Below are 22,672 nucleotides of genomic sequence, written 5' to 3'. Positions count from 1 at the left end.
CCCGACGCGGGTCAGTCCAGCTCGAGCACCTCCGACACGGGCCGGCGCGGGGTACGGGCCGGCAGGGGTCGCCCGGTCGAGCGCCACCCGACCCGGACGAGCAGGAGCGGGTGGGCCAGGCTGCCGAGCACCTCGGCCTGGAAGGCGGTCCGGGTCTCGGGCACCTCGATCACCTGGCTCAGCGGCACGAGTGCGAGGCCCGCCGTCGTGGCGGCGAGCCACATGGCGCCGAGGCCCTCACCCGCACGCAGCCAGGCAGGCGCGTCGTCGTAGGTGTCGAAGAAGACGAGGAGTCCGTCGGACGTCTCCAGGTCAGGGGCTGCGCGGTCCTCCCACGCCCCCTGGAAGCGGTGGGGGTGAGCGCCGGCGAGGTCGTCCGCGCCGGGCAGGGCGCCCGCAGGCACGCCGTCGTCGGAGCCGCGGCGCTGCCAGCTCGCCTGCTCCGCCCGCGCTGCCGGGTTCACCCACTGCAGCTGGTGGGCCCTCCGCACCAGCCGTTCGGCGATGAAGCGCTCCGACTCGTCGGTCAGGGCGACGGCCCTCGCTCCCCAGTGGTTCGCGAGGCGGGCGAGGTGCGCCTGCCGCTCCTCGGGCACCGGCCAGGCGGTGAAGCGTCGCCGGTCGGTGCAGCGCCGGTCGAGGGCCGTGAGCGTCTCCTCCGCCGTCGCGGGCAGGTGGCCGGGGGTGAGGTCGAGGAAGGCCAGGAGGTCGGGCTGCGCCGGGTCGGGGTGACGGGCGACCCGGGTCTCCCAGCCCAGCGCACCGGCCGCGACCTGGGCGTGGTGCAGGGCCACCCCGCAGCTCAGCGTGAGGTTGCGGCCGTCGGGGTCGGTCTCGCGCAGCTGGCGCGAGGTGTCGGCGTACAGCTCGAGGGTGTGCGCGCCGCCGCGCCACCGCCACGGCTGGGTGTTGTGCACGCTGGGCGCTCGCGACGCGACCTCCACGATCCGGTGCAGCGTCTCCACGGGGACGAGGCGGGTGCTGGTCATGGCCGGCTCCTTGCAGGTGTGGTTCCTGCTCCGAGGGTGCTCGCCCGCGACGTCGTACGTCAGTGCCGTTGGTCCCGCACGGCTGGGCCGTCGGGCTCTGCCGGTGCGGACCGCCGGCTCCTAGCGTCGGGTCATGAGGACCGAGCACGACCCCACCTCCACCGCCGCCCTCACGTTCCTGGGCGCAGTGGACACCGTCACGGGCAGCAGGTTCCTGCTGGAGACCGGCGGCGTGCGGGTGCTCGTCGACGCCGGTCTCTACCAGGGGCTGGCCACCCACCGTCGACGCAACTGGGAGACATTCCCGGTCGATCCCGCGGGCATCGACCACGTCGTGCTGACGCACGCCCACCTCGACCACACCGGCTACCTCCCGCGCCTGGTCAAGGACGGCTTCCGTGGCCGCGTGACGTGCACCCTGGAGACCGCCGAGCTGGCGGCCATCGTGCTGCGCGACAGCGCGCACCTGCAGCAGGAGGACGCGCGCTACGCCAACGACGCGGGCTTCTCCAAGCACCACCCCGCGCTCCCGCTCTACGACGACCACGACGTGGAGGCGGCGCTGCAGCTGATCGAGCCGGTCGACCTCGAGCACCCGCTCGCGCTGGGCCCCGGCGTCAGCGTCACCCTCCGCTCGGCCGGGCACATCCTCGGCTCCGCCACGGCGGCGGTGCGGGCGGGGGAGCACCGGGTGGCCTTCAGCGGCGACCTCGGCCGTCCGCACCACCCCCTCCTGCGTCCCCCGGCCGACCCCCCCGAGGCGGACACCCTCGTGGTCGAGTCGACGTACGGCGACCGGCAGCACCCGCCGCCGGACCCGATGCGGCTGGCCGAGGCCGTCCGGCGCACGGTCGCCCGTGGCGGGAGCGTGCTGGTGCCGGCCTTCGCCGTCGACCGCACGGAGCTGGTCCTCCTCGAGCTGCGCCGGTTGATGGAGCGGGGCGACATCCCCGACGTGCCCATCTTCGTCGACAGCCCGATGGCCCTCGCCACGCTGGACTGCTACCGGCGGGCCGCCTCGCGGGGTGGGCCGCAGGTCCGACCCGAGGCACGCGATCTGCTCGCCGACCTCGACGGTCCGGACGTGCGGTCCGTCCACGACGTGGAGGGGTCGATGCGGCTCAACAGGCCGCGCACCCCCAGCATCATCATCTCCGCCTCGGGGATGGCGACCGGTGGTCGCGTCGTGCACCACCTGGCCCACCAGCTGCCCGACCGCCGCAACTGTGTCGTGCTCACGGGGTACCAGGCCGAGGGCACGCGCGGGCGCCAGCTCGCCGAGGGCGCTCGCCAGGTGAAGATCCACGGACACTACGTGCCGGTGCGTGCGGAGGTCGTCACGGTCACCGACTTCTCCGTCCACGCCGACGCGCACGAGACGATCGACTGGCTCAGCCGGGCCCCGGTGCCGCCGCGCACCGTCTACGTCGTGCACGGTGAGCCCCGCTCGGCGGTCGCGCTCGCCCGGCGGGTGTCGGAGGAGCTGGGCTGGACCGCCGTGGTGCCGTCCTACCGCGAGCGGGTGCTGGTGGACTGAGATGAGCACCCTGCGCCCCACCCCCGCGGCGGCCGGCCCGAACAAGGCCGTCGGCCCCGCCACGCGTGCGGCGCCGGTCTGGGTCGTCGCGGCCGACCTGCTCGCGAAGACCCTGCTGTTCCTCGCGGTCACCCGCGTGGCGGTCGATCCCGGTTGGGGCAATCTCGAGGGCAAGGCGCCGGGCACACGTGCCCTGACCTACCCCATGCTGGCCCTGCTGGTGCCGGCCCTGCACCTCGCATCCAGACGCGGCCGTCCCTATCCCTGGGGCGCGGACCTGTTGGTCACCGTGCCCGCCTTCTCCGACGTGCTGGGCAACCGCTTCGACCTCTACGACCGGGTGGTGTGGTTCGACGACGCCATGCACCTCGTCTCCACGGCCGCGCTCAGCGCAGCGGTGCTCGTGCTGACCGGCACGGACCGGGCGCCGTTGCGCCAGCGGCTGCAGCTCTCCGTGGCGGCCGGGGTGACCCTGTCGCTCGCCTGGGAGCTGTGGGAGTTCTACGCGTTCGTGACGCGCTCGGGCGAGGCATCGACGGCGTACGCCGACACGCTCGGCGACCTGGTGCTCGGCTGGCTGGGCGCGGTGCTGGCCGCCGTGCTCGTCGGAGCGGCCGGTGGGGGTGGGCGGGTTCGCCAGGAGGGGACTCGTGCGCCCGGTCGGAGGGACCTCTGACCCTGCCCCGCGACGCCGCCGGGGAGCACGGTGGAGGTGGAGGCACGGGGGAGGGAAACAGGAGGCACACGATGGACACCAGCACCACAGGGGCCGTCGTCGTCGGCGTCACGGGACGTGGACGAGAGACGTCGGCGCTGCGCTTCGCCGCCGAGCACGCGCGCCGGGAGGGAGCCCGCATCGTGCTGGTGCACGTGGGCCGGGTGTCGCTGCCGACCGTGCCCGGTCTCGTGATCACACCCGCCGAGGCCATCGCGGTGTCGGCCCGGATCGTCGCCGAGGTGGCCGAGGAGCTCGAGGAGCTCGTCGGCGGCCCTGTCGCCCACGACACCGTGGCGGTCGCCGGAGTCCCGGCGCAGGTGCTGGTCGAGCTCAGCCGCGACGCCCGGCTGGTCGTCGTGCAGCACCGGTCGTCGTCCTCCTTGGAGCGCCTCTTCGTCGGCTCCACCAGCAACGGGGCCGCTGCCCGGTGCCACTGCCCGCTGGCGTCGGTGCCCGCGGGCTGGGAGCCAGCTCCGGGCGGCCCGGCCGAGGTGGTGGTCGGGGTCCACGAGGCCGGCGTGCCGCGGCAGGTGCTCGAGGCGGCCTTCACCTGGGCCGACCGCACCGGCGCCCCGCTCCGCGTCGTCCACGCGTGGCGGCTCGACGCGGCCTACGACGAGATCATCACCCGCCGGGTGGACGCGGGGTGGCGGGAGAAGCAGAAGCGGTTGCTGGCCGCCGCCGTCGCCGACCGCCGCGACGCCTGGCCCACCGTCCCGGTGGAGGTCGAGGTACGGCACCAGTGGCCGGCCGACGTGCTGGTCGACGACTCGCGCAACGCCTCCCTCGTCGTCATCGGACGACGCGGTGCCCGCGGCTGGATCCCCGAGCACCTCGGCTCTCTCGCACGGGCGGTCCTGCGGTCGTCGCTGTGCCCGGTCATGGTGGTGCCGGTCGACACGGACGCTGCGGACGTCGACGACTGGGAGCTCAGCGCCGACGAGGTGGCGCCGCAGACGTGAGGGACGCGTCCTGCGTCACGACCCCGGGGCGACGTCGACGGTGCTCCCGAAGGCGGTGAGGAGCTGCAGCCGCTCGTGGCTCGGGCTCCCGGGTGTCGCCGTGTGCACCAGCAGCGCGTGTGACTGGAACGGGTCGTGGAGGACCTGGCAGCTCAGCTCGAGCAGCCCGACGGCAGGGTGCACGTAGCGCTTCAGCTCCGCCGGTCGGATGCCGACCTCGTGCTCGGCCCACCAGTGCGTGAACTCCTCGCTCCGGGCGGTCAGCAGCTCGGCCAGGTGCGCCGCCCGCGAGCCCGGCCCGCGCACGGCGAGCACGCCGCGCAGCCCGGCGGCGTACATCCGCGAGTAGTGCTCGTGGTCCTCGGGCGGGTGCAGGCGTCGGGCGGCGGGGTCGGTGAACCAGCGGTAGCCGATGCTGCGGGCCGGACCCCTGAACCGGGTGTTGTCGCCCACCAGAGCGGCGCTCAGTGGCGTCTGGCGCAGGGTCTCGCCGAGCTCGGTGACGATCTCGGCGCACGTGTCGGTCAGGCGGTCGAAGATGCGCAGCATCCCCGGCCCGACGTGGTCGCCTGCCGCCTCCCGCACCGGCGGATGGTGGCCGGCGAGACGGAAGAGGTGGTCCCGCTCGTCGAGGGACAGGTGGAGGCCCTGGGCGATCGAGGCGACCATCTGCTCCGACGGCTGCGGACCTCGCTCGCGCTCCAGCCGGGAGTAGAAGTCGGTCGACATGTGGCTGAGGGCCGCGACCTCCTCGCGCCGCAACCCCGGCGTACGGCGCCGCGCACCCCGGGGCAGCCCCACGTCCTCGGGCTGCAGCGCCTCCCGACGACGGCGCAGGAAGTCCGCCAGTCCGACGCGATCGATCATGCGGCCATCCTGACGGGTCGCCCCAGCCGTAGCCACGGATCGTCAGGCCGTGGATGGGACCGGCCGCGGCGGGCAGCCTCGAGGTACACCGACCCCGAGCCGAGGAGCACCCGTGCCCCGCAAGACCTACGACCTTCCCCTTCCCGACCTCGACGGCACGCGTGCCGTCGTCACCGGCGCGAGCGACGGGATGGGCCTCGGCATGGCCGCCGCCCTCGCCGGTGCCGGCGCCGAGGTCCTGATGCCGGTCCGCAACCGGACCAAGGGCGACGCGGCAGCCGAGCGCATCCGCTCCCAGGTCCCCGGGGCGAGAGTGGTGCTGCACGACCTCGACCTCTCCTCGCTGGCCTCCGTCGCGGAGCTGGGCGGGCGGCTGGTCGCCGAGGGCGAGCCGATCCACCTCCTCATCAACAACGCCGGCGTGATGACCCCGCCCGAGCGACAGGTGACCACCGACGGCTTCGAGCTGCAGCTGGGAACCAACCACCTCGGCCACTTCGCCCTCACCGGTCACCTGCTGCCGCTGCTGCGGGCCGGTCGCGGGCGGGTCACGTCGCAGGTCAGCATCGCCGCCCGGCGCGGCGGGATGAACTGGGACGACCTCGGCTGGGAGAGGTCGTACGACGGCATGGCCGCCTACCGCCAGTCGAAGATCGCCTGCGGCCTGTTCGGGCTCGAGCTCTCCCGCCGCAGCGCGGCGGCGGGCTGGGGCGTGACGAGCAACCTCTCCCACCCGGGCGTCGCACCGACCAGCCTGCTCGCCGCCCGGCCCGAGGTAGGACGCAGCGCGGACACCACCAGCGTGAAGGTGATCCGCTGGCTGTCCGCGCGCGGACTGGTCGCCGGGACGGTCGAGAGCGCGCGGCTGCCCGCCCTCCTCGCGGCCACGGCCGGTGAGGACGGCGGCTTCTACGGGCCGCAGTGGCCCGGCAACGCCGGCGGCCCTCCGGGGCCGCAGCAGCTGTGGCCACCGATGCGGCGCGACGCCGACGCGGCCCGCCTCTGGGAGGTCTCGGAGGAGCTCACCGGCGTCAGGTTCGCGTGAGGCCCTCAGGGTGAGCACTGGATGATGGCGCCGTGCTGCACCGCCACCCGTTCCTCAGCCTGCTGACCCTGCTCTACCTCGGCTTCGTCGGGCTGGTGACGCTGACCCCGGGCAACGAGCAGCCCGACTACGCGGGCCTGGCCGGACGCGTCCTGGCCCGGCTGGAGCGCTACCCCGACCTGGAGCCGCTGACCAGCCGGCTGAGCGTCGAGCGCATCGAGTTCCTCGCCAACATCGGGCTCTTCGTCCCGCTCGGGGTGTTCCTGCTGCTCCTCGTCGGCACCCGGCTGTGGTTCGTCGCGTTGGCGGCCGGGATCGTGCTGACCTCGATGATCGAGCGCGTCCAGAGCGAGATCCCCGGGCGGGTGCCCGACCCCCGCGACGTCGCCGCCAACTCGATCGGGATGTTCCTGGGCATTGCCGTGGCGATGGTGCTCACGCTCCCGGCCACCCTGCGCCGGCGGCGCGAACGGGCGCAACGCGCCTGATCGGATCCACCCCGACAACGACTGAGCCCCAGGTCGATGACCTGGGGCTCGCTCGTGTCCTTCTGTGTCCGAGGGGGGACTTGAACCCCCACGCCCTAATACGGGCACTAGCACCTCAAGCTAGCGCGTCTGCCAATTCCGCCACCCGGACGAGTGCTGGAGAAATGTAGCAAAGCCCCACCGTGGCAACGAATCGGGGCCGGTGCTCGCTCGTGGGGCAGGATGGGTGGCATGGACCAGGCGCCCCAGGACAGCTCGCAGGACCGTTCCGACGACCGCTCCTACGACCCCGCCGCGGAGGTCGTGCAGCTGTGCCAGGACCTCATCGGGATCGACACCTCCAACTACGGCACCCACGACGGGCCGGGGGAGCGCAAGGCGGCCGAGCACGTCGCCGCGCTGCTCGACGAGGTCGGGATCGGCGCCGAGATCATCGAGGGCCGGCCCGGACGGGCCAACGTGGTGGCGCGCTGGGGTGGTGGCGACGGCCGGCCTCCGCTGCTGCTCCACGGCCACCTCGACGTCGTACCCGCCGAGGCATCGGACTGGCAGGTCGACCCCTTCGCAGGGGAGATCAAGGACGGCCAGGTCTGGGGCCGCGGCGCGGTCGACATGAAGGACTTCGACGCGATGCTGCTCAGCGTCGTGCGCGCCCGCGCGGCCGCCGGCGCGGCCCCCGACCGTGAGGTGGTGCTCTGCTTCACCGCCGACGAGGAGGCGGGTGGCCACCACGGCGCCGGGATCCTCGTCGACCAGCACGCCGACTGGTTCGCCGACTGCACCGAGGCCGTCGGCGAGGTCGGCGGCTTCTCCGCGACCGTGCGTGGTCGCCGCGTCTACCTCATCGAGGCGGCCGAGAAGGGCATGGCCTGGATGCGCCTCACCGCGCGGGGCCGGGCCGGGCACGGCTCGATGATCAACGACGACAACGCCGTCACCCGGCTCGCCGGTGCGGTCGCCCGCATCGGCGCCCACCGCTGGCCCGTGCGGCTCACCCCGACGATGGAGGTACTGCTCGCCACGGTGGGAGAGCTCGCCGGCACGGAGGCCACGCCCGACAACGCCGAGGCGCTGGTCGAGGAGTTCGGTGACGCCGCCCGCATGCTCGGCGCGGTCATCCGCAACACCGCCAACCCGACGATGCTCCGCGCCGGCTACAAGACCAACGTCATCCCCACCGACGCGCAGGCCACCGTCGACGGGCGCTTCCTGCCCGGCTACGAGGACGAGTTCTTCGCGACCCTGCGCGAGCTCGCGGGAGACGGCATCGAGATCGACTTCGAGTCCCACCAGCAGCCCTGGGAGACGCCGTACGACGGCGACCTGGTCGACGCGATGACGCGCAGCCTGATCGCCGAGGACCCCGACGCGCTCGTGGCGCCCTACACGATGAGCGGCGGCACCGACGCCAAGCACTTCCGCAAGCTCGGGATGCGCTCGTACGGCTTCGCGCCGCTGCGGCTGCCCGCCGACCTCGACTTCACCGCGCTGTTCCACGGCGTCGACGAGCGGGTGCCGGTCGACGCGCTCGAGTTCGGTGCACGGGTCTTCGACCGGTTCCTCGACCAGGTCTGACCCACCAGGTCCGGTCCTCGACGGACGGACGGACGGACGGACGGACGGACCGCGGCGCGGGAATGGACCGCGCTGTGGCAGAGTTGCCACCACGTAGAGCTTGCGTGCTCTGGGGGCGGTGGAACTCCGCACCGGCGGTCACAGTCCGCGACCCGACCACAGCCAGTGGCCGGTTGACCAGGTGGAACTCCTGGACCGACGGTCACAGTCCGGATGAGAAGTGCACGCTGACGGTTCGCACGCCACCCCTCGCGTCCTGCGGGGGAGTGCCCCGTCGCCCGCCCCCCTGAGTCCCACCCGGACCGGAGGCGGAGATGACGACCAGCAAGGCAGAGCGCCGCGCCATGCAGCGCGCGCTGCAGCTCGCCGCGACGCCGGGCGTCCCCCTCGGGCCCAACCCGCGCGTCGGCTGCGTGCTGCTGGCCCCCGACGGCACCACGGTCGCGGAGGGCTTCCACCGCGGGGCGGGGTCGCCGCACGCCGAGGTCGACGCACTCACCGCCGCCGGTGACGCAGCCCGAGGCACCACCGCTGTCGTCACGCTCGAGCCCTGCAACCACACCGGGCGAACCGGTCCGTGCAGCGAGGCACTCCTCGCCGCGGGCGTACGACGAGTCGTCCACGCGCAGGCCGACCCCAACCCGGTCGCCCGGGGCGGCGCCGACCGCCTGCGGGAGGCCGGCGTCGAGGTCGTGGGCGGGCTGCTCGCCGACGAGGCCGCCGCGGTCAACCGGGTCTGGAGCTTCGCCATGGAGCACCGCCGACCCTTCGTCACCTGGAAGTTCGCGGCCACCCTCGACGGGCGCAGCGCCGCGGCCGACGGCACCAGCCGCTGGGTCTCCAGCCGGGCCGCCCGCCTCGACACCCACCGTCTCCGCGGCCTGTGCGACACGATGCTCGTCGGCACCCACACCGTCGAGGTCGACGACCCCGAGCTCACCGTGCGCGACGAGCTGGACCAGCCCCTCCCGGTCCAGCCGCTCCGCGCGGTGATGGGACTGCGCGAGCTGGGCAGTGACCGCCGCGTGCTCAACGAGCGTGCCGAGACCGTGCGCCTGCGCACCCGCGAGCCGGGGGAGGCGTTGGAGCAGCTGTTCGCGATGGACCGCCAGCACGTGTTCCTGGAGGGCGGTCCCACGCTCGCCCGGGCCTTCCTCGACGCCGGACTCGTCGACGAGGTCGTGGCCTACGTCGCCCCGATGCTGCTCGGCGCCGGCACCAGCGCAGTAGCCGACCTGGGCATCACCACCATCGCCGACGCCCGGCACCTGCACGTCGACGACGTGCACGTGCTGCAGGGCCACGACGGCGAGGACACCAACGTCCGCCTCACCATGACCCCCCGCACGACCACCCCTCTCCCCAGCAGGAGGAACTGAATGTTCACCGGGATCGTCGAGGAGCTCGGCACGATCGCCGAGGTCCTCGACCAGGGTGACGCCATCCGGCTCACCGTCCAGGCCGAGACCGTGCTCGAGGGCACCGGGCTCGGCGACTCCATCTCCGTCAACGGGTGCTGCCTCACGGTGTCCGAGCTCGGTGAGGACCGGTGGACCGCCGACCTCATGCAGGAGACGCTCGACAAGACGTCGCTGCGCGGCGTCGAGCCCGGCGACCGGGTGAACCTCGAGCGCGCCGTCACCGTCGACAAGCGGCTCGGCGGGCACATCGTCCAGGGCCACGTGGACGGTGTGGGCGAGGTCCTCTCCCGCACCCCCAGCGAGCACTGGGACGTCGTCGAGATCTCGCTGCCCGGCGACCTCGACCGCTACCTCGTCGACAAGGGCTCGATCACCGTCGACGGCGTCAGCCTCACGGTCGTCGAGGTCCGCGAGGACAGCTTCACCGTCAGCCTCATCCCCGAGACCCTGGCCCGTACGACGCTCGGCAGCCGCCGCGTCGGCGACCTGGTCAACCTCGAGGCCGACGTCATCGCCAAGCACGTCGAGAAGCTGCTCGGCGCCTACGCCCCGAACCCCACACCCACCAGCACCCACACCCCCGACAGCGACGAGGAAGAATGATGGACCTGCTCCAGTGGCTCATCCACGGCACGATCCCGGTACCGGGCGGAGAGCTCGGTGCCCGCGAGGTGGTCGGCAACCTGTTCGGCCTCGCCAGCGCGATCCTCGGGATGAAGCGGCTCGTGTGGGCCTGGCCGATCGGCCTGGTCGGCAACGTCCTGCTCTTCACCGTCTTCGCGACCGGTGAGCTCTCCGGCCAGATCGACGAGCCCCTCTGGGGGCAGGCGGGCCGGCAGGTCTTCTTCGCCGCGGTGTCCGTCTACGGCTGGTGGCGCTGGACGCACGTGCAACGCTCGGGCGGCGCGTCCGACGGAGGCGCCATCGCGCCGCGCTGGGCGACGGGTGCCGAGCGCGTCCAGCTGCTCGTCCTGGGCGTCGTCGGCTACGCAGCGGCGTACGTCCTGCTGACCCAGGTGCTCGGCTCGTGGGGCCCGACCACCGAGGCGTGGATCCTCACCGGATCGATGCTCGCGACGTACGGCATGGCCCGTGGCTGGGTGGAGTTCTGGCTCATCTGGATCCTCGTCGACATCGTCGGCGTGACCACGCTGGTGCAGGCCGGCTACTACCCGACGGCTGGGATGTACCTGTTCTACGCCGTCTTCGTGGTGATCGGCTTCGTGGTCTGGCTGCGCGCCAGCCGCACCGTCGTCGACACCACCGATGCCGGACGGACCACCGAGGCGGTGTCCGCGTGAGTGCCGAGCACCGGGTGCGGCTCGACTCCGTCGAGCGGGCCGTCGCCGACATCGCCGCCGGCAAGGCGGTCGTGGTCGTCGACGACGAGGACCGCGAGAACGAGGGCGACATCATCTTCGCCGCCGCGAAGGCGACCCCCGAGCTGATGGCCTTCACCATCCGGCACTCCAGCGGCGTCATCTGCGTGCCGATGCCGGGCGACATGCTCGAGCGGCTCGAGATCCCGCTGATGACCCCGCACAACAAGGACAAGCTGCGCACGGCCTACACCATCTCCGTCGACGCCCGCGACGGCGTGAGCACCGGCATCAGCGCCGCCGACCGGGCCCGCACGGCGCGGACGCTGGCCGACTCCGCGACCGAGCCGTGGGAGCTCACCCGCCCCGGTCACGTGTTCCCGCTGCGCTACCGCGAGGGCGGCGTGCTCGTACGTCGCGGACACACCGAGGCGGCCGTCGACCTCGCCCGGCTGGCGGGGCTGACGCCCGCCGGAGTGCTGGTCGAGGTGGTCAACGACGACGGCACGATGAAGCGGGCACCCGAGCTTCGGGCGTTCGCCGACGAGCACGGCCTCGCGATGATCTCGATCGAGGACCTCGTCCGCTACCGCCGGCGCCACGAACGCCACGTCGAGCGCGTCGCCGAGACGCGGCTGCCCACCCGGCACGGCGACTTCACCGCCTACGGCTACCGCATCACCATCGACGACAGCGAGCACGTCGCGCTGGCCTACGGCGACATCGGCGCAGCCGTCGAGTCGGGCGAGCCGGTACTCACCCGCGTGCACAGCGAGTGCCTGACCGGCGACGTCTTCGGCAGCGAGCGCTGCGACTGCGGCCCCCAGCTCGACGAGGCGCTGAGGGCGATCGTCGCCGAGGGCAGGGGAGTGGTCGTCTACCTCCGCGGCCACGAGGGCCGCGGCATCGGCCTCGTCGCCAAGCTGCAGGCCTACCAGCTCCAGGACGGCGGCCGCGACACCGTGGACGCCAACCTCGACCTCGGCCTGCCCGCCGACGCCCGTCACTACGGCACGGCGACCCAGGTGCTGCGCGACCTCGGCATCTCCTCGGTGCGCCTGATGACCAACAACCCGGACAAGACGGCCAGCCTCGAGGACTTCGGCATCCACGTGGCCGAGCGGGTCCCGCTCAGCATTCGTCCGACCGAGCACAACCAGGCCTACCTCCGCACCAAGGCGGAGCGGATGGGCCACCACCTGCCCTCGGTCGACCTGCCCGACGTGGCGATCGACCACCAGGCCGAGCACCCCGACCAGCACCCCGAGCACGAAGGAGAGACCGCATGAGCGGCGCCGGAGCACCCACCTCGCAGCCCTACGACGCCAGCGACCTGCGGATCGCCGTCGTCGCCGCGAGCTGGCACACCCAGGTGATGGACGGCCTGGTCGGCGGTGCCGAGCGCGCGCTGGCGGCGTACGGCATCACCGAGCCCGAGGTGATCCGGGTGCCCGGCACCTTCGAGCTCCCGGTGGTCGCGGCAGCGCTCGCCCGCGAGGGGTACGACGCCGTGGTGGCGCTCGGCGTCGTCATCCGGGGCGGTACGCCGCACTTCGACTACGTCTGCTCCGCCGCCACCGACGGCCTCACCCAGGTCAGCGTCGACCACGCCGTGCCGGTCGGCTTCGGCGTCCTCACCTGCGACACCGAGGAGCAGGCGCTCGACCGTGCCGGCCTCGACGGCTCGGCCGAGGACAAGGGGTGGGAGGCGACCGCAGCCGCGCTCGACACCGCCCGCGTGGTGCGGGCGGTGCGGGCGGGCTAGCTCGTGCGGTCGCTCGCCGACTGCAGCCGGTCGATGTGCTCGGAGGCCTCTGCCTTGGTCAGGTCGGCGGGCAGCTGCTCACCGGCCTCGCGGGCCAGGGTGTCGAGGTAGCTGCGCTGGGCGCCGGTCATCGGCTCGTCGCCGGTGACCCACTCCTCGGGGTCCTTGCGCGTGCTGTCGCCCTGGGGTCCGCCGAGGACCTCCTGCTGCGGGTCGCCGGGTGCGGTGTCGGTGGTCCGGTCGATGGTCGGGTCCGTGGTCGGGTCGGAGTTCGAAGAGATGTTCGATTCGCTCATGCTGCGACTGTAGCCCGCGGCGCCGACAGCGCCACCACTCCGACGGGTGGTCCGCGCCCGGGCCCCGTGGACGGCGCCACGGGTGCCAGCGCCTAGGCTTGCTCCTCGTGAAGACGTTCGAGGACCTGTGGGCGGAGCTCTCCGCCAAGGCTGAGGAGCGCCCCGAGGGCTCCGGCACCGTGCAGCAGCTCGACGCCGGCATCCATGCCATCGGCAAGAAGCTGCTCGAGGAGGCCGCCGAGTCCTGGATGGCCGCCGAGCACGAGGGCAAGGACGCGACGGCGCTGGAGATCAGCCAGCTGCTCTACCACGCGCAGGTGCTCATGCTCGCCTCCGGCCTGACCCTCGACGACGTCTACGCCCACCTGTGACCCCAGCGACTGTGACCCAGTGAGCCAGCCATGACCCTCCGTATCGCCGTCCCCAACAAGGGGTCGCTGTCCCAGGCCGCCACCGACATCCTCCGCGAGTCGGGCTACCGCCAGCGCAGCGACTCCAAGGAGCTCGCGCTCGTCGACTCCGAGAACGACGTCGAGTTCTTCTACCTCCGCCCCCGCGACATCGCGCTCTACGTCGGCGAGGGCACCCTCGACGTCGGCATCACCGGCCGCGACCTGCTCCTCGACTCCGGAGCCAAGGCCGAGGAGGTGATGAACCTCGGTTTCGGCCGCTCGCGGTTCCACTTCGCCGGCCCCGCCGGGCGCTACTCCTCGCTGGAGGACCTCCACGGCCTGCGCGTCGCGACGTCGTACGTCGGCGTCGTCGAGGACTACCTCTTCCGCCACGGCGTCGACGCGACGGTCACCCGCCTCGACGGGGCGGTCGAGACCAGCATCCAGCTCGGCGTCGCCGACGTCATCGCCGACGTCGTGGAGACCGGGTCGACGCTGCGGGCCGCCGGCCTGGAGACCTTCGGCGAGGTGATCCTCGACTCCCAGGCGGTGCTCATCACCCGCGGCGGCGAGGTGTCCGAGGACTTCGAGGTCTTCCGGCGCCGGATCGAGGGCGTGCTCGTGGCGCGCAGCTTCGTGATGATGGACTACGACATCGAGGAGCGGCACCTCGACCGCGCGACCGAGCTGGCCCCGGGTCGTGAGGGTCCGACCATCTCCCCGCTCGGGAAGCCCGGATGGGTGGCCGTACGTGTCATGGTGCCGCGCGCCGGGTCACAGCGCCTGATGGACGACCTCTGGTCGATCGGCGCCCGCGCCATCCTCCTCACCGACATCCATGCCTGCCGCCTCTGAGCGCGCCGCGCCGGCGCTGCCCCACACCTGGCGACCGGTGGGCGTGCGGTTCGCGGTGATCGGGTTCGGGCTCATGCTGCTCGTCGTCTGCGCGGCTGCCTGGTTCGGCTTCGACGACGAGACGCGGGCCAAGTTCAACATCCTGCAGCGGCTCACCCTGCTCGTGATGGGAGCCGGGTCCGCCGTCATCGGCTGGGCCCTCGGCCGGGCGCGCGTGACCGCCGAGCAGGCCGCCCTCGTGGTCGTCAACGGGTTCCGCACCCGTCGTCTGGAGTGGGAGCAGGTGCTCGGCGTGCACCTGCCTGCCGGTGCGCCGTGGGCCACGCTCGACCTCGCCGACGGCACCACCATCCCCGCGATGGCGTTCCAGGGCTCCGACGGCAAGGTCGCCCGCGACGGCGTACGCCAGCTGCGCGCCCTCATCGACCGCGGCGGATCCGGCAACCGCTAGCCACCCTGCCGTCGGTCGCCCGTCGCCGGCTCGTCACCCACGGCGGCTTGGCTCGGCACATGACCCTCGGACACCGCGCCTCGGCGCTCGCGGCACTCCTCGCCGCCACCACGCTCGTCCCGGCCCTCGCCCCCGCAGCCGCCCACGGCGGGAAGCCCGGCCGCCCGGCCGGCCCCGACGTCCCGGTGCTGGCCGCCTGGTCCGTCCTGCCCGCCACGACGTACGTGCCCAGCAGCGAGCCCAGCGGCCACTGGACCACCGGCAACGCGGCGGTCCCCGCGCCCTACCCGGGCCAGCCGGTCCAGGGCTTCTCCGGGACGCACGCGCTCGCCGACGGCTCCTTCCTCGTCCTGTCCGACAACGGGTTCGGCGCCAAGGCGAACAGCGCGGACTTCCTGCTCGCGATGCATCGCATCACCCCGGAGACCGATGACGTCGACGGCTCCGGCGAGACGTCGTACGACAGCACGGTGCTGACGTTCAGCGACCCCGACCGCCTGATCCCGTGGACGACGTGGCGCGACGGCGGGTGCGCGTCGGCGGCGTCGCTGCCGCCCGGCTACACCTGTCCGACTCCCGACCGGAAGCTGACCGGCTGGGACTTCGACCCCGAGTCGCTCCAGGTCGCCCCCGACGGCACGCTCTGGGTGGGTGAGGAGTTCGGTCCGTACGTGCTGCACTTCGACGCCGGCGGCCGCCTGCTCGAGCCGCCGATCCCCACGCCGGGAGTACGGAGCCCGTCGAACCCGACCCTGGGCGACGCGACCCCCAACCTGCCGAGCTCGAAGGGCTTCGAGGGCATGACGATCAGCCCGAACGGCAAGGTGCTGCGCCCGATGCTCGAGGGAGCGACCGACGAGGACCGGGCCGCGGGCATGGCGGACGCCCTCCGGATCTACACCGTCCGCAGGGGGGCCTTCAAGGACGGCTTCCTCCGCTACCGCATGGACAGCCCGGCGCACGCGCTCGGTGACGTCATCCAGGTCAACCAGCACCAGGCCATCGTGATCGAGCGCGACAACGGCCAGGGCGACACTGCGGTGTTCAAGCGACTCTTCCTCGTCGACCTGCGCGACCGCGACGACGACGGATGGGTGGAGAAGGAGCTGCTCGTCGACCTGATGGACCTCGCCAACCCGGCCGGCCTGTCACCGCACGGCGACCCGTTCACCTTCCCGTTCTTCACCATCGAGGACGTCGAGGTCCTCGACGCCCGCACCCTGGCGGTGATGAACGACAACAACTTCCCGGCGGCGGGGGGCCGCTCGGCCTCGACCCCCGACCAGAACGAGTACATCGAGATCACCCTCCCCGAGCCGCTACGCGTCGATCGCAAGCTGCTGCCTCGGGGCTGACCGCCGCGGAGGTCCGTCAGAGCGCGTGGATGCCCCACTGCGCGGACAGCTCGTCGCCGGCGGTGCCGGCCGGGGCGAGAGTCGTGAGGTCCGTGCCGGAGTTGAACGCATCGGCCGGCGCCGTCATCGGCTCGACCGCGAGGGCGGGACGTCGTCCGTCGGCAGGCGGCGTGAACACCTGCAGCCACGGGTGGTGCTCGTCGACCCAGAGTGCGACGCCCCGTCCGCCCGACGGGTCGACGAGCGTCACCCGGGCCCGTCCCTCGACGTGCTGCAGGTCGCCGAAGCCGTGGTCCAGCGCCCGGTCGCCGATGCGGCGCCCGGAGGTGAAGTCGAGGTCGTCGGGGACGGGCTCGACGCCGGTCGGGAGCTGGCGCTCGTCGAGCACCAGGCGGGCCCGGGCCGGCAGCGTCAGCTCGAGGTCCTCGATCGAGTCGCCGACGCACAGGTAGGGATGCGCCCCGCTGGCGTAGGGCGCGGGATCCGCCGCGAGGTTGGTGGCGGTCTGGGTGACGACGAGGCCGTCCGCCGACAGGTCGTAGAGCACGTGGAGGTCCAGCGCCCACGGGTAGCCGGTCTGCGCCATCAGGCGGTGGACCAGCGACACCGAGGTCGCGGTGTGCTCCTCCACGGTCCACGGCGCCCAGCGCGCGAGTCCGTGCGAGGCGTTCCCGGTGCGCGGGTCGGTGAGGCCGAGCTGGAGGTCCTGCCCGCCGAAGGAGTAGCGACCGTCGCGGATCCGGTTGGGCCACGGCATCAGCAGCTGGCCCCTCCCGCCGGTGGACATCCCGGTCTCCGCGAAGCCGTGCACCAGGTCGCGTCCGTGGTGCCGGAGGACGCGCAGCGCCGCCCCGCCCTCGGTGACGACCGCGGTGTATCCCGCCGCCGAGATCTCGTACTGGTCGCCGCTGGGAAACACCATGGCGGCCACCCTAGACATCGCCCGCCGCGTCAGCCGGTGACGACCACCCTGTCGGCGCGTGAGCGGGTCCCGAGCCGGGCGAACAGCGCGTCCTCGTCGATCCGCCACTGCTCCCACTGCGGGCGCATCTGCTCGCCGTCGCGCGCCATGCCGCGTCGCAGTCGGAGCGACGACTCGGCCTCGACCCAGACCAGGACGCCGACGAGGGGCGCGATCGCCGGTGACCAGCAGCCCACGCCCTCCAGCACGAGCAGGCCGCCCGGCTCGACGGGGTGCGTCTCGGCCCAGTCGTCGGCGGCCCAGTCCCAGCGCCTCCACCGGCCCCGCTCGCCGCGGGACAGCGGCTCGAGCAGCTCCTGGACCGTGCGGGCGAGGCCGGGCAGCCCGCGCCAGCCGTGCAGCAGCTCGTCGCAGTGGACGACATGGGCCCCAGGAGCGAAGGCGGCGAGGGCAGCCGCGAACGTGGTCTTCCCCGAACCGGCGGGGCCGTCGACGCACACCAGCCGGCCGCTGCCGAGCGTCGGCGGAGCGGCCAGCACCCGCTCGGCGACCTCGCCGGCGACGGCGCAGGTGTCTGCGTGGGGGTCGGGGAGGGCCTCAGAAGGCACGGTCGCAGCCGCGGTAGGACGGCACGACCTCGGTGACGGTCTCCCCGCGCACGAGGTGCACGTCGCGGACGTGCTCGAAGAGCTCACCCGACTTGGCGTGGCGGAACCACGCGAGGTCGCCGATCCTCAACAGTGCTGCCGGGTGCCCGGTCAGCGGGGTCTGCACCTCACCGGCGCCCTCGAGGCCCGTCAGGTGCAACCCGGGTGGTGCCCACGGGACGGGGGAGCGGTCCGCGCCGGTGGCGCCGCTCGCGATGAGGCCGCCGCCGTGGACGGTGGCCATCTCCGGGGTCGGCTTGCGCGTCACCCGCAGCCCGAAGTACGCCGCCGGGCGGGGCTCGAACGACGCGTAGTGGTCGAAGATGCCCGGCACCAGCAGGCCCGAGCCGGCGGCGATCTCGGTGACCGCGGCATCGGCGGCCGTGGCCTCGACCGATCCTGACCCGCCACCGTTCCAGAACTCGAGCGACACGACCTCGGCGAGCGCCTCGGCGATCTCGCGGCGACGCACCGCGAGCTGGGACATCGACGCCTTCTTGAGACGTCGTACGACGCGGGAGCGGGCGCGCTGGTCGGGCACCGAGTCCTGGACGCCGGCGACCTGGCCCTCGTACGTCATCACGCCGACGAGCCGGAAGCCGTCACGGTCCACGACCCGCCGCGCGGTCGCGAGGACGTCGGCGGTGTCGAAGAGCGGCGAGCGCTTGGGTCCCACGTGCTGCCCGCCGAACCGGAGCCCGGCGTCGACGTCGAGCGCGACCCGGACCGGCACCACGGGCGAGGAGCGCGTCGAGTCCACGACGTCGAGGTGGGCCGGGTCGTCCACCATGAGCGTGATCGCGGCCGCTGCCGAGGGTGACGAGGTGAGACGTCGCAGGGCCGCCACGTCGACCGTGGGGTAGGCCACGACGATGTCGTCGCTGATGCCGGTCTCGTGCAGCCACAGCGCCTCGGCGAGGGTGTAGGCCAGCACGCCGGCGAACCCGTCGTGCGCCAGCGCCCGCTCGAGCAGCGCCGGCACCCGCAGGGACTTGGACGCGACGCGGATCGGCTTGCCCCCTGCGCGGCGCACGAGGTCGTCGGCGTTGGCGTCGAAGGCGTCGAGGTCGACGACCGCGATCGGTGTCGACGGCGGTTCGGGCAGGCCGGCCACGGCGGCGTCGAGGCGCGACCACAGGCGGTTGCGGTCGACGAGCCGGTCGCTCACTCGATGCCTCGTCTGCGCAGCAGCGCCTCGATGTCGGCCATCTCGTCGTCCACGGCTGCGCGCGAGGTCGGACCGGTCCGGGTGGAGGAGGCCTCCGGCAGCGCGTCACGCTCGCCCGACGTGCCGGCCTGGCCCGTGGCCTGGGCGCGGGCGAGCTGGCGGTCCCGGATGATGCCGCTGACGAACCACAGCACGACGGCCAGCCCGGCGAGCCCGACGCCCACCCACGTGCGTACGTCGAACACGAGGGTGGTCGCCCAGTCGGTGACGGAGCCTGCGATCTCGGTGACCATCTCCAACGTCCCGGTCAGCCACGCCGCTGCCGGGAGCAGCGTGAAGCCCATGGCGCGGAGGCCGTTGGCCGCTCCTCGACGGCGGAACGCGATCCACGTCCAGATGGCGCCCGCCACGGTGAGCGCTGCGGTCAGTGCTGCCCAGGTAGTCCCTTCCACGTCCCCAGACTCCCACAGCGCACCACGCCCGGGAGAGGATGGAGCCGTGGCCCACGACGATGATTCCCACGAGCGCACCATCCCCGACCCGGGGTTCGCCGACGACGCGGGGGACGCCGATCCGCGGCTCGCCCACGCGCTGGCCGCCCACGCGACGGGTGCCACGACCTCCGGTGCGGTGCTCACGCTCCTGCAGGACGCGCGCCTGCTGGTGCCGGTGGTCGCGGTGCTGGGTGAGGTGGAGGTCGACGAGCACGGCCTCGCCCATGACAAGACCTCCGACATGGCGGCCGTCCTGGTGCAGGCCGCCGACGGCAGCAAGGGCCTCCTCGCTTTCACCTCGACCGCCTCGATGGCCCGGTGGGACCCCGAGGCGCGCCCGGTCCCCGTTCCTGCGGCGACGGCGGCCACCGCGGCCATCCAGGACGGCGCCGAGGCGCTGCTGGTCGACCTGGCGGGCCCCGAGACGTACGTCGTCGACGGTGACGACCTCACGCGGCTCGCTGCCGGCTGGCGGCTGGTGGCGATCGGCGACGGCTCGGGCGGCCACGGCTGGATTGGCCCCTCGGCGGAATGATCCGCTAACCTTCTGTGTTGACCGATCAGTGACACCACGCTTCACGGTGCCACTGATCCCGCCAAGCGGAGGCACGCACCACCCGTCTCCCACCCGCACCGATCGCCCAGCACCACAGATCGTCGGGTCCCGGTCCAGAGCCACCACCGTCGCAGGACGGAGGTGGACACCTCAGTTTCCCCGAGAGGGGAGACGTGTCGTGACTGGCTCCCGCTTGGCAACAGCGGGAGCCTTCGTCCATTTCCGGCCGTGCATGAGTCGGTGCGACAGGGACTCCCACCCACCCGAACCACTGGAGGACCCATCAGCACCGAGCTGCGCATCAACGACCGGATCCGCGTACCCGAGGTCCGGCTCGTAGGACCCAACGGCGAGACCGTTGGCATCGTGCCGACCGACCAGGCACTCAAGCTGGCCGTGGAGGCCGACCTCGACCTCGTCGAGATCGCTCCCCAGGGACGCCCCCCGGTCTGCAAGCTCATGGACTACGGCAAGTTCAAGTACGAGAACGCCCAGAAGGCCCGCGAGTCGCGCCGCAACCAGACGAACGTGATCATCAAGGAGATGAAGCTTCGTCCCAAGATCGACAAGCACGACTACGAGACCAAGAAGGGTCACGTCGTGCGGTTCCTGGGTGCCGGCGACAAGGTCAAGATCACGATCATGTTCCGCGGTCGCGAGCAGCACCGCCCCGAGCTGGGCTTCCGGCTGCTGCAGAAGCTGGCCGAGGACGTCCAGGAGCTCGGCTTCGTCGAGTCCTCGCCCAAGCAGGACGGGCGCAACATGACCATGGTCCTCGGCCCGCACAAGAAGAAGGCCGACGCCAAGATCGACGCCGACGCCGCCCGCGCCACCAAGGAGCAGGCACGTGCGGACCGCAAGGCCGAGGAGGACGCCGAGCGCGAGGCGGCCCACGCCGCCGGCCCGGTTGCCCAGAAGAAGGAGCGCCGCCGCTCCGAGAACCTCGATCCTGAGATCGAGGCCTGAGCGAAGCGAAGGGCTCGATCGAGCACGTCGCGGCGAAGCCGTGAGAACGACCCGAGCACGCTCGTTCAACCAGAAGCACCAGCACCACCCCCCGAACCATCACGCACAAGGAAGTTGAGGCAGACACATGCCGAAGAACAAGACCCACTCGGGCGCGAAGAAGCGCTTCAAGGTGACCGGCTCGGGCAAGATCATGCGTCTGCAGGCGGGCCGCAAGTCCGGCGCTGCGTTCGCGTCCGCGCCGACCACCGGCAGCCGCAAGAAGCACCGCCGCAACGCCGGCATGGTCGAGCTCGAGAAGGGCGACGTCGCACGCGCCAAGAAGATGCTCGGCATCTGAGCCTCACCCACCGCACCACCCCGGTGGCTCAGCCGCCGTCCGTCTGACTTTCCCCTGCAACAAGGAGTAGCACCATGGCACGCGTCAAGCGCGCAGTGAACGCCCAGAAGAAGCGTCGTACCACCCTCGAGCGCGCCAGCGGTTACCGCGGCCAGCGCTCGCGCCTCTACCGCAAGGCCAAGGAGCAGGTCACCCACTCCCTGGTCTACAGCTACAACGACCGGCGCAAGAACAAGGGCAACTTCCGCAAGCTCTGGATCCAGCGCATCAACGCTGCGGCCCGCGCCAACGGGATGACCTACAACCGCTTCATCCAGGGCCTCGGCCTGGCCGGCATCGAGGTCGACCGCAAGATCCTCGCCGAGCTCGCCGTCAACGACGCGCCGGCCTTCGCCGCGCTCGTCGAGGCCGCCAAGGCCGCGCTGCCCGAGGACGTCAACGCGCCCAAGGTCTCCGCCTGAACGACGTGATGCCCCTCGCCGCGAGCAACGCTCGCGTCAAGGAGGCTCGCAAGTTGAGCCGCCGTTCGGTACGCACCGAGCGGCGGCTCTTCCTCGCTGACGGCCCGAAGGCCGTCGAGGGGGCGCTGTCCGTCGCCGGGTGCGTCGTGGAGGTCTTCGCGACACCGCTCGCGGTCGAGCAGCACGCCGACCTGTTCGCCACGGTGCCGGTCACCCTGGTCGACGACCGGGCGCTCGCCTCGCTGTCGGACTCGGTCTCGCCGGCCGGCGTGGTCGCCGTGTGCCGGCACCTCGACGCGCCGCTCGAGCACGTCCTGCGGGCCTCGGCCCGGTTGGTGGCGATCTGCGCCGACGTCCGGGACCCCGGCAACGCCGGCACCGTGATCCGTACGGCGGACGCGGCCGGCGCCGACGCGGTCGTGCTGGCCGGCCAGTCGGTCGACGCCTACAACCCGAAGACCGTGCGCGCGACCGTCGGGAGCCTCTTCCACCTGCCCGTCGCGGTGGAGCCCGACCCGGTTGCGGCCGTGCGGGCCGCCCAGGCGCGTGGCCTGACGGTCCTGGCCGCCGACGGGGCCGGCGAGGTGGACCTGTTCGACGCCGACCTCGGCGGGCCGACGGCCTGGCTCTTCGGCAACGAGGCCTGGGGTCTGCCCGAGGAGCTGGCCGCCCTGGCCGACCACCGCGTCGCCATCCCGATCCACGGCCGGGCCGAGAGCCTCAACCTGTCCACGGCCGCCGCGGTGTGCCTCTACGCCAGCGCGCGCGCCCAGCGGTCCCGGACATGATCCTCATCGACCCGCCCGCCGTGCCGCGCTGGGACCGGCTGTGGTCGCACCTGGCCAGCGACACGTCCTACGACGAGGTGCACGCGTTCGCCGCCGCCCACGGCATTCCTGCTCGCGGCTGGGACCGCGACCACTACGACGTCCCCGCGGACGCGTACGACGCCCTGGTGGCCGCCGGCGCCCTCCCGGTCTCGTCGCGCGAGCTCGTCGTGGCGCTGCGCGAGGCGGGCCTGCGCCGGCCCAAGGCGGCGGCGCGGGACCGGTCGGAGCGGTAGGCGCGACGACTAGGGTTCGG

The 22,672-nt window shown here is 72.8% G+C and carries 28 protein-coding genes, 1 tRNA gene and 1 riboswitch; of the genes, 21 read left to right on the top strand and 8 right to left on the bottom strand.

What is annotated here, in order from left to right:
* Positions 1 to 11: 11 nt before the first annotated feature.
* A complete protein-coding gene (locus Q1B24_RS18935) occupies positions 12 to 989 on the bottom strand; it encodes a nitroreductase family protein (protein WP_299931574.1) in 978 nt (325 codons plus the stop codon).
* A 133-nt stretch (positions 990 to 1,122) separates the two neighbouring features.
* On the opposite strand from Q1B24_RS18935, the gene Q1B24_RS18930 reads away from it, so the two are divergent.
* The 3 genes from Q1B24_RS18930 (at position 1,123) to Q1B24_RS18920 (ending at position 4,206) form a co-directional block, all read left to right on the top strand.
* Positions 1,123 to 2,526, top strand: a complete 1,404-nt coding sequence (locus tag Q1B24_RS18930; RefSeq protein WP_299931573.1) for an MBL fold metallo-hydrolase — start codon at positions 1,123 to 1,125, stop codon at positions 2,524 to 2,526.
* Between the two features lies 1 nt (position 2,527).
* Positions 2,528 to 3,202, top strand: a complete 675-nt coding sequence (locus Q1B24_RS18925; RefSeq protein ID WP_299931572.1) for a hypothetical protein — start codon at positions 2,528 to 2,530, stop codon at positions 3,200 to 3,202.
* Between the two features lie 71 nt (positions 3,203 to 3,273).
* Entirely contained in the window at positions 3,274 to 4,206 is a 933-nt protein-coding gene (locus tag Q1B24_RS18920) for a universal stress protein (RefSeq protein ID WP_299931571.1), read from the top strand.
* A gap of 15 nt (positions 4,207 to 4,221) precedes the next feature.
* Here the strand turns inward: Q1B24_RS18920 and Q1B24_RS18915 are convergent, their stop codons facing one another.
* Positions 4,222 to 5,073 carry a helix-turn-helix transcriptional regulator gene (locus Q1B24_RS18915; protein WP_299931570.1) on the bottom strand — a complete coding sequence of 284 codons (852 nt, stop codon included), beginning with the start codon at positions 5,071 to 5,073 and terminating at the stop codon, positions 4,222 to 4,224.
* Positions 5,074 to 5,185: 112 nt separating this feature from the next.
* On the opposite strand from Q1B24_RS18915, the gene Q1B24_RS18910 reads away from it, so the two are divergent.
* Both Q1B24_RS18910 and Q1B24_RS18905 read left to right on the top strand, forming a co-directional pair.
* The gene (locus tag Q1B24_RS18910) at positions 5,186 to 6,118 is read left to right on the top strand and encodes an SDR family oxidoreductase (RefSeq protein WP_299931569.1); all 933 of its coding nucleotides are present in this window, start codon (positions 5,186 to 5,188) and stop codon (positions 6,116 to 6,118) included.
* 32 nt (positions 6,119 to 6,150) lie between these two features.
* Positions 6,151 to 6,606, top strand: a complete 456-nt coding sequence (locus Q1B24_RS18905; protein WP_299931568.1) for a VanZ family protein — start codon at positions 6,151 to 6,153, stop codon at positions 6,604 to 6,606.
* A gap of 65 nt (positions 6,607 to 6,671) precedes the next feature.
* Here Q1B24_RS18905 and Q1B24_RS18900 read toward each other — a convergent pair.
* Positions 6,672 to 6,757: transfer RNA gene (locus Q1B24_RS18900), tRNA-Leu, on the bottom strand.
* A gap of 80 nt (positions 6,758 to 6,837) precedes the next feature.
* Between Q1B24_RS18900 and Q1B24_RS18895 the strand changes: the two genes are divergently transcribed.
* The 6 genes from Q1B24_RS18895 to ribH all read left to right on the top strand — a co-directional run bounded on the left by Q1B24_RS18895 (position 6,838) and on the right by ribH (position 12,686).
* Positions 6,838 to 8,181 (top strand): M20/M25/M40 family metallo-hydrolase, encoded by a 1,344-nt coding sequence (locus Q1B24_RS18895; protein WP_299931567.1) that lies wholly within the window; start codon positions 6,838 to 6,840, stop codon positions 8,179 to 8,181.
* A 100-nt stretch (positions 8,182 to 8,281) separates the two neighbouring features.
* A riboswitch (FMN riboswitch) is annotated at positions 8,282 to 8,411 on the top strand.
* An 84-nt stretch (positions 8,412 to 8,495) separates the two neighbouring features.
* Positions 8,496 to 9,560 (top strand): bifunctional diaminohydroxyphosphoribosylaminopyrimidine deaminase/5-amino-6-(5-phosphoribosylamino)uracil reductase RibD, encoded by a 1,065-nt coding sequence (ribD, locus tag Q1B24_RS18890; RefSeq protein ID WP_299931566.1) that lies wholly within the window; start codon positions 8,496 to 8,498, stop codon positions 9,558 to 9,560.
* On the top strand, positions 9,561 to 10,205 hold the full coding sequence (locus Q1B24_RS18885) for a riboflavin synthase (protein ID WP_299931565.1): 645 nt from the start codon (positions 9,561 to 9,563) through the stop codon (positions 10,203 to 10,205). It begins immediately after the preceding gene.
* Complete coding sequence (gene pnuC / locus Q1B24_RS18880; RefSeq protein WP_299931564.1) at positions 10,202 to 10,903, top strand: nicotinamide riboside transporter PnuC; 702 nt, start codon at positions 10,202 to 10,204, stop codon at positions 10,901 to 10,903. The genes Q1B24_RS18885 and pnuC overlap by 4 nt, the downstream gene beginning before the upstream one ends.
* Positions 10,900 to 12,210: a bifunctional 3,4-dihydroxy-2-butanone-4-phosphate synthase/GTP cyclohydrolase II gene (locus Q1B24_RS18875; RefSeq protein WP_299931563.1), complete on the top strand. Its 1,311-nt coding sequence runs from the start codon at positions 10,900 to 10,902 to the stop codon at positions 12,208 to 12,210. The genes pnuC and Q1B24_RS18875 overlap by 4 nt, the downstream gene beginning before the upstream one ends.
* A complete protein-coding gene (ribH, locus tag Q1B24_RS18870; RefSeq protein ID WP_299931562.1) occupies positions 12,207 to 12,686 on the top strand; it encodes a 6,7-dimethyl-8-ribityllumazine synthase in 480 nt (159 codons plus the stop codon). Before Q1B24_RS18875 ends, ribH begins: the two co-directional genes overlap by 4 nt.
* Here the strand turns inward: ribH and Q1B24_RS18865 are convergent.
* The gene (locus Q1B24_RS18865) at positions 12,683 to 12,982 is read right to left on the bottom strand and encodes a DUF3072 domain-containing protein (RefSeq protein ID WP_299931561.1); all 300 of its coding nucleotides are present in this window, start codon (positions 12,980 to 12,982) and stop codon (positions 12,683 to 12,685) included. The two genes, ribH and Q1B24_RS18865, sit on opposite strands and share 4 nt — an antisense overlap.
* A gap of 107 nt (positions 12,983 to 13,089) precedes the next feature.
* On the opposite strand from Q1B24_RS18865, the gene Q1B24_RS18860 reads away from it, so the two are divergent.
* The 4 genes from Q1B24_RS18860 to Q1B24_RS18845 are packed head-to-tail and all read left to right on the top strand — an operon-like array spanning position 13,090 to position 16,035.
* A complete protein-coding gene (locus Q1B24_RS18860; protein WP_299931560.1) occupies positions 13,090 to 13,353 on the top strand; it encodes a phosphoribosyl-ATP diphosphatase in 264 nt (87 codons plus the stop codon).
* 30 nt (positions 13,354 to 13,383) lie between these two features.
* Entirely contained in the window at positions 13,384 to 14,229 is an 846-nt protein-coding gene (hisG, locus tag Q1B24_RS18855) for an ATP phosphoribosyltransferase (RefSeq protein WP_299931559.1), read from the top strand.
* Positions 14,213 to 14,680 carry a PH domain-containing protein gene (locus Q1B24_RS18850; protein WP_299931558.1) on the top strand — a complete coding sequence of 156 codons (468 nt, stop codon included), beginning with the start codon at positions 14,213 to 14,215 and terminating at the stop codon, positions 14,678 to 14,680. The genes hisG and Q1B24_RS18850 overlap by 17 nt, the downstream gene beginning before the upstream one ends.
* Before the next feature lie 59 nt (positions 14,681 to 14,739).
* Entirely contained in the window at positions 14,740 to 16,035 is a 1,296-nt protein-coding gene (locus tag Q1B24_RS18845; protein ID WP_299931557.1) for an esterase-like activity of phytase family protein, read from the top strand.
* Positions 16,036 to 16,051: 16 nt separating this feature from the next.
* Here Q1B24_RS18845 and Q1B24_RS18840 read toward each other — a convergent pair whose 3' ends face one another.
* The 4 genes from Q1B24_RS18840 to Q1B24_RS18825 are packed head-to-tail and all read right to left on the bottom strand — an operon-like array spanning position 16,052 to position 19,224.
* On the bottom strand, positions 16,052 to 16,957 hold the full coding sequence (locus Q1B24_RS18840) for an aldose 1-epimerase family protein (protein ID WP_299931556.1): 906 nt from the start codon (positions 16,955 to 16,957) through the stop codon (positions 16,052 to 16,054).
* 29 nt (positions 16,958 to 16,986) lie between these two features.
* Positions 16,987 to 17,565, bottom strand: coding sequence for a 4-amino-4-deoxy-L-arabinose transferase (locus tag Q1B24_RS18835; protein ID WP_299931555.1), 579 nt, complete (start codon positions 17,563 to 17,565; stop codon positions 16,987 to 16,989).
* Positions 17,555 to 18,772, bottom strand: coding sequence for an amino acid deaminase/aldolase (locus Q1B24_RS18830; RefSeq protein ID WP_299931554.1), 1,218 nt, complete (start codon positions 18,770 to 18,772; stop codon positions 17,555 to 17,557). The genes Q1B24_RS18835 and Q1B24_RS18830 overlap by 11 nt, the downstream gene beginning before the upstream one ends.
* On the bottom strand, positions 18,769 to 19,224 hold the full coding sequence (locus Q1B24_RS18825; RefSeq protein ID WP_299931553.1) for a hypothetical protein: 456 nt from the start codon (positions 19,222 to 19,224) through the stop codon (positions 18,769 to 18,771). The genes Q1B24_RS18830 and Q1B24_RS18825 overlap by 4 nt, the downstream gene beginning before the upstream one ends.
* 46 nt (positions 19,225 to 19,270) lie before the next feature.
* Here Q1B24_RS18825 and Q1B24_RS18820 point away from each other — a divergent pair, with 46 nt between their 5' ends.
* The 6 genes from Q1B24_RS18820 to Q1B24_RS18795 all read left to right on the top strand — a co-directional run bounded on the left by Q1B24_RS18820 (position 19,271) and on the right by Q1B24_RS18795 (position 22,652).
* Positions 19,271 to 19,801 (top strand): SseB family protein, encoded by a 531-nt coding sequence (locus Q1B24_RS18820; protein WP_299931552.1) that lies wholly within the window; start codon positions 19,271 to 19,273, stop codon positions 19,799 to 19,801.
* A 249-nt stretch (positions 19,802 to 20,050) separates the two neighbouring features.
* Entirely contained in the window at positions 20,051 to 20,788 is a 738-nt protein-coding gene (infC, locus tag Q1B24_RS18815; RefSeq protein ID WP_366916551.1) for a translation initiation factor IF-3, read from the top strand.
* Positions 20,789 to 20,915: 127 nt separating this feature from the next.
* Positions 20,916 to 21,128, top strand: a complete 213-nt coding sequence (locus Q1B24_RS18810) for a 50S ribosomal protein L35 (RefSeq protein WP_090971167.1) — start codon at positions 20,916 to 20,918, stop codon at positions 21,126 to 21,128.
* Between the two features lie 74 nt (positions 21,129 to 21,202).
* Positions 21,203 to 21,589, top strand: coding sequence for a 50S ribosomal protein L20 (gene rplT / locus Q1B24_RS18805; protein WP_090971165.1), 387 nt, complete (start codon positions 21,203 to 21,205; stop codon positions 21,587 to 21,589).
* A 53-nt stretch (positions 21,590 to 21,642) separates the two neighbouring features.
* On the top strand, positions 21,643 to 22,377 hold the full coding sequence (locus Q1B24_RS18800) for an RNA methyltransferase (RefSeq protein ID WP_299931550.1): 735 nt from the start codon (positions 21,643 to 21,645) through the stop codon (positions 22,375 to 22,377).
* A complete protein-coding gene (locus tag Q1B24_RS18795) occupies positions 22,374 to 22,652 on the top strand; it encodes a DUF4031 domain-containing protein (RefSeq protein ID WP_299931549.1) in 279 nt (92 codons plus the stop codon). Before Q1B24_RS18800 ends, Q1B24_RS18795 begins: the two co-directional genes overlap by 4 nt.
* The last annotated feature ends 20 nt before the right edge of the window (positions 22,653 to 22,672 follow it).

This window comes from uncultured Nocardioides sp. (genome assembly GCF_947488025.1).
Classification (GTDB): domain Bacteria; phylum Actinomycetota; class Actinomycetes; order Propionibacteriales; family Nocardioidaceae; genus Nocardioides.
The sequence above is the reverse complement of the archived record's forward strand: the minus strand, read 5'-3'. Positions and strand labels throughout refer to the sequence as shown.

What these genes read in the sequence shown, in the direction of transcription:
- Q1B24_RS18935 (WP_299931574.1), bottom strand. Translation starts at nt 989, where the DNA reads ATGACCAGCACCCGCCTCGTCCCCGTGGAGACGCTGCACCGGATCGTG.
- Q1B24_RS18930 (WP_299931573.1), top strand. Translation starts at nt 1,123, where the DNA reads ATGAGGACCGAGCACGACCCCACCTCCACCGCCGCCCTCACGTTCCTG.
- Q1B24_RS18925 (WP_299931572.1), top strand. Translation starts at nt 2,528, where the DNA reads ATGAGCACCCTGCGCCCCACCCCCGCGGCGGCCGGCCCGAACAAGGCC.
- Q1B24_RS18920 (WP_299931571.1), top strand. Translation starts at nt 3,274, where the DNA reads ATGGACACCAGCACCACAGGGGCCGTCGTCGTCGGCGTCACGGGACGT.
- Q1B24_RS18915 (WP_299931570.1), bottom strand. Translation starts at nt 5,073, where the DNA reads ATGATCGATCGCGTCGGACTGGCGGACTTCCTGCGCCGTCGTCGGGAG.
- Q1B24_RS18895 (WP_299931567.1), top strand. Translation starts at nt 6,838, where the DNA reads ATGGACCAGGCGCCCCAGGACAGCTCGCAGGACCGTTCCGACGACCGC.
- ribD (WP_299931566.1), top strand. Translation starts at nt 8,496, where the DNA reads ATGACGACCAGCAAGGCAGAGCGCCGCGCCATGCAGCGCGCGCTGCAG.
- Q1B24_RS18885 (WP_299931565.1), top strand. Translation starts at nt 9,561, where the DNA reads ATGTTCACCGGGATCGTCGAGGAGCTCGGCACGATCGCCGAGGTCCTC.
- pnuC (WP_299931564.1), top strand. Translation starts at nt 10,202, where the DNA reads ATGATGGACCTGCTCCAGTGGCTCATCCACGGCACGATCCCGGTACCG.
- ribH (WP_299931562.1), top strand. Translation starts at nt 12,207, where the DNA reads ATGAGCGGCGCCGGAGCACCCACCTCGCAGCCCTACGACGCCAGCGAC.
- Q1B24_RS18865 (WP_299931561.1), bottom strand. Translation starts at nt 12,982, where the DNA reads ATGAGCGAATCGAACATCTCTTCGAACTCCGACCCGACCACGGACCCG.
- hisG (WP_299931559.1), top strand. Translation starts at nt 13,384, where the DNA reads ATGACCCTCCGTATCGCCGTCCCCAACAAGGGGTCGCTGTCCCAGGCC.
- Q1B24_RS18850 (WP_299931558.1), top strand. Translation starts at nt 14,213, where the DNA reads ATGCCTGCCGCCTCTGAGCGCGCCGCGCCGGCGCTGCCCCACACCTGG.
- Q1B24_RS18845 (WP_299931557.1), top strand. Translation starts at nt 14,740, where the DNA reads ATGACCCTCGGACACCGCGCCTCGGCGCTCGCGGCACTCCTCGCCGCC.
- Q1B24_RS18840 (WP_299931556.1), bottom strand. Translation starts at nt 16,957, where the DNA reads ATGGTGTTTCCCAGCGGCGACCAGTACGAGATCTCGGCGGCGGGATAC.
- Q1B24_RS18810 (WP_090971167.1), top strand. Translation starts at nt 20,916, where the DNA reads ATGCCGAAGAACAAGACCCACTCGGGCGCGAAGAAGCGCTTCAAGGTG.
- rplT (WP_090971165.1), top strand. Translation starts at nt 21,203, where the DNA reads ATGGCACGCGTCAAGCGCGCAGTGAACGCCCAGAAGAAGCGTCGTACC.
- Q1B24_RS18795 (WP_299931549.1), top strand. Translation starts at nt 22,374, where the DNA reads ATGATCCTCATCGACCCGCCCGCCGTGCCGCGCTGGGACCGGCTGTGG.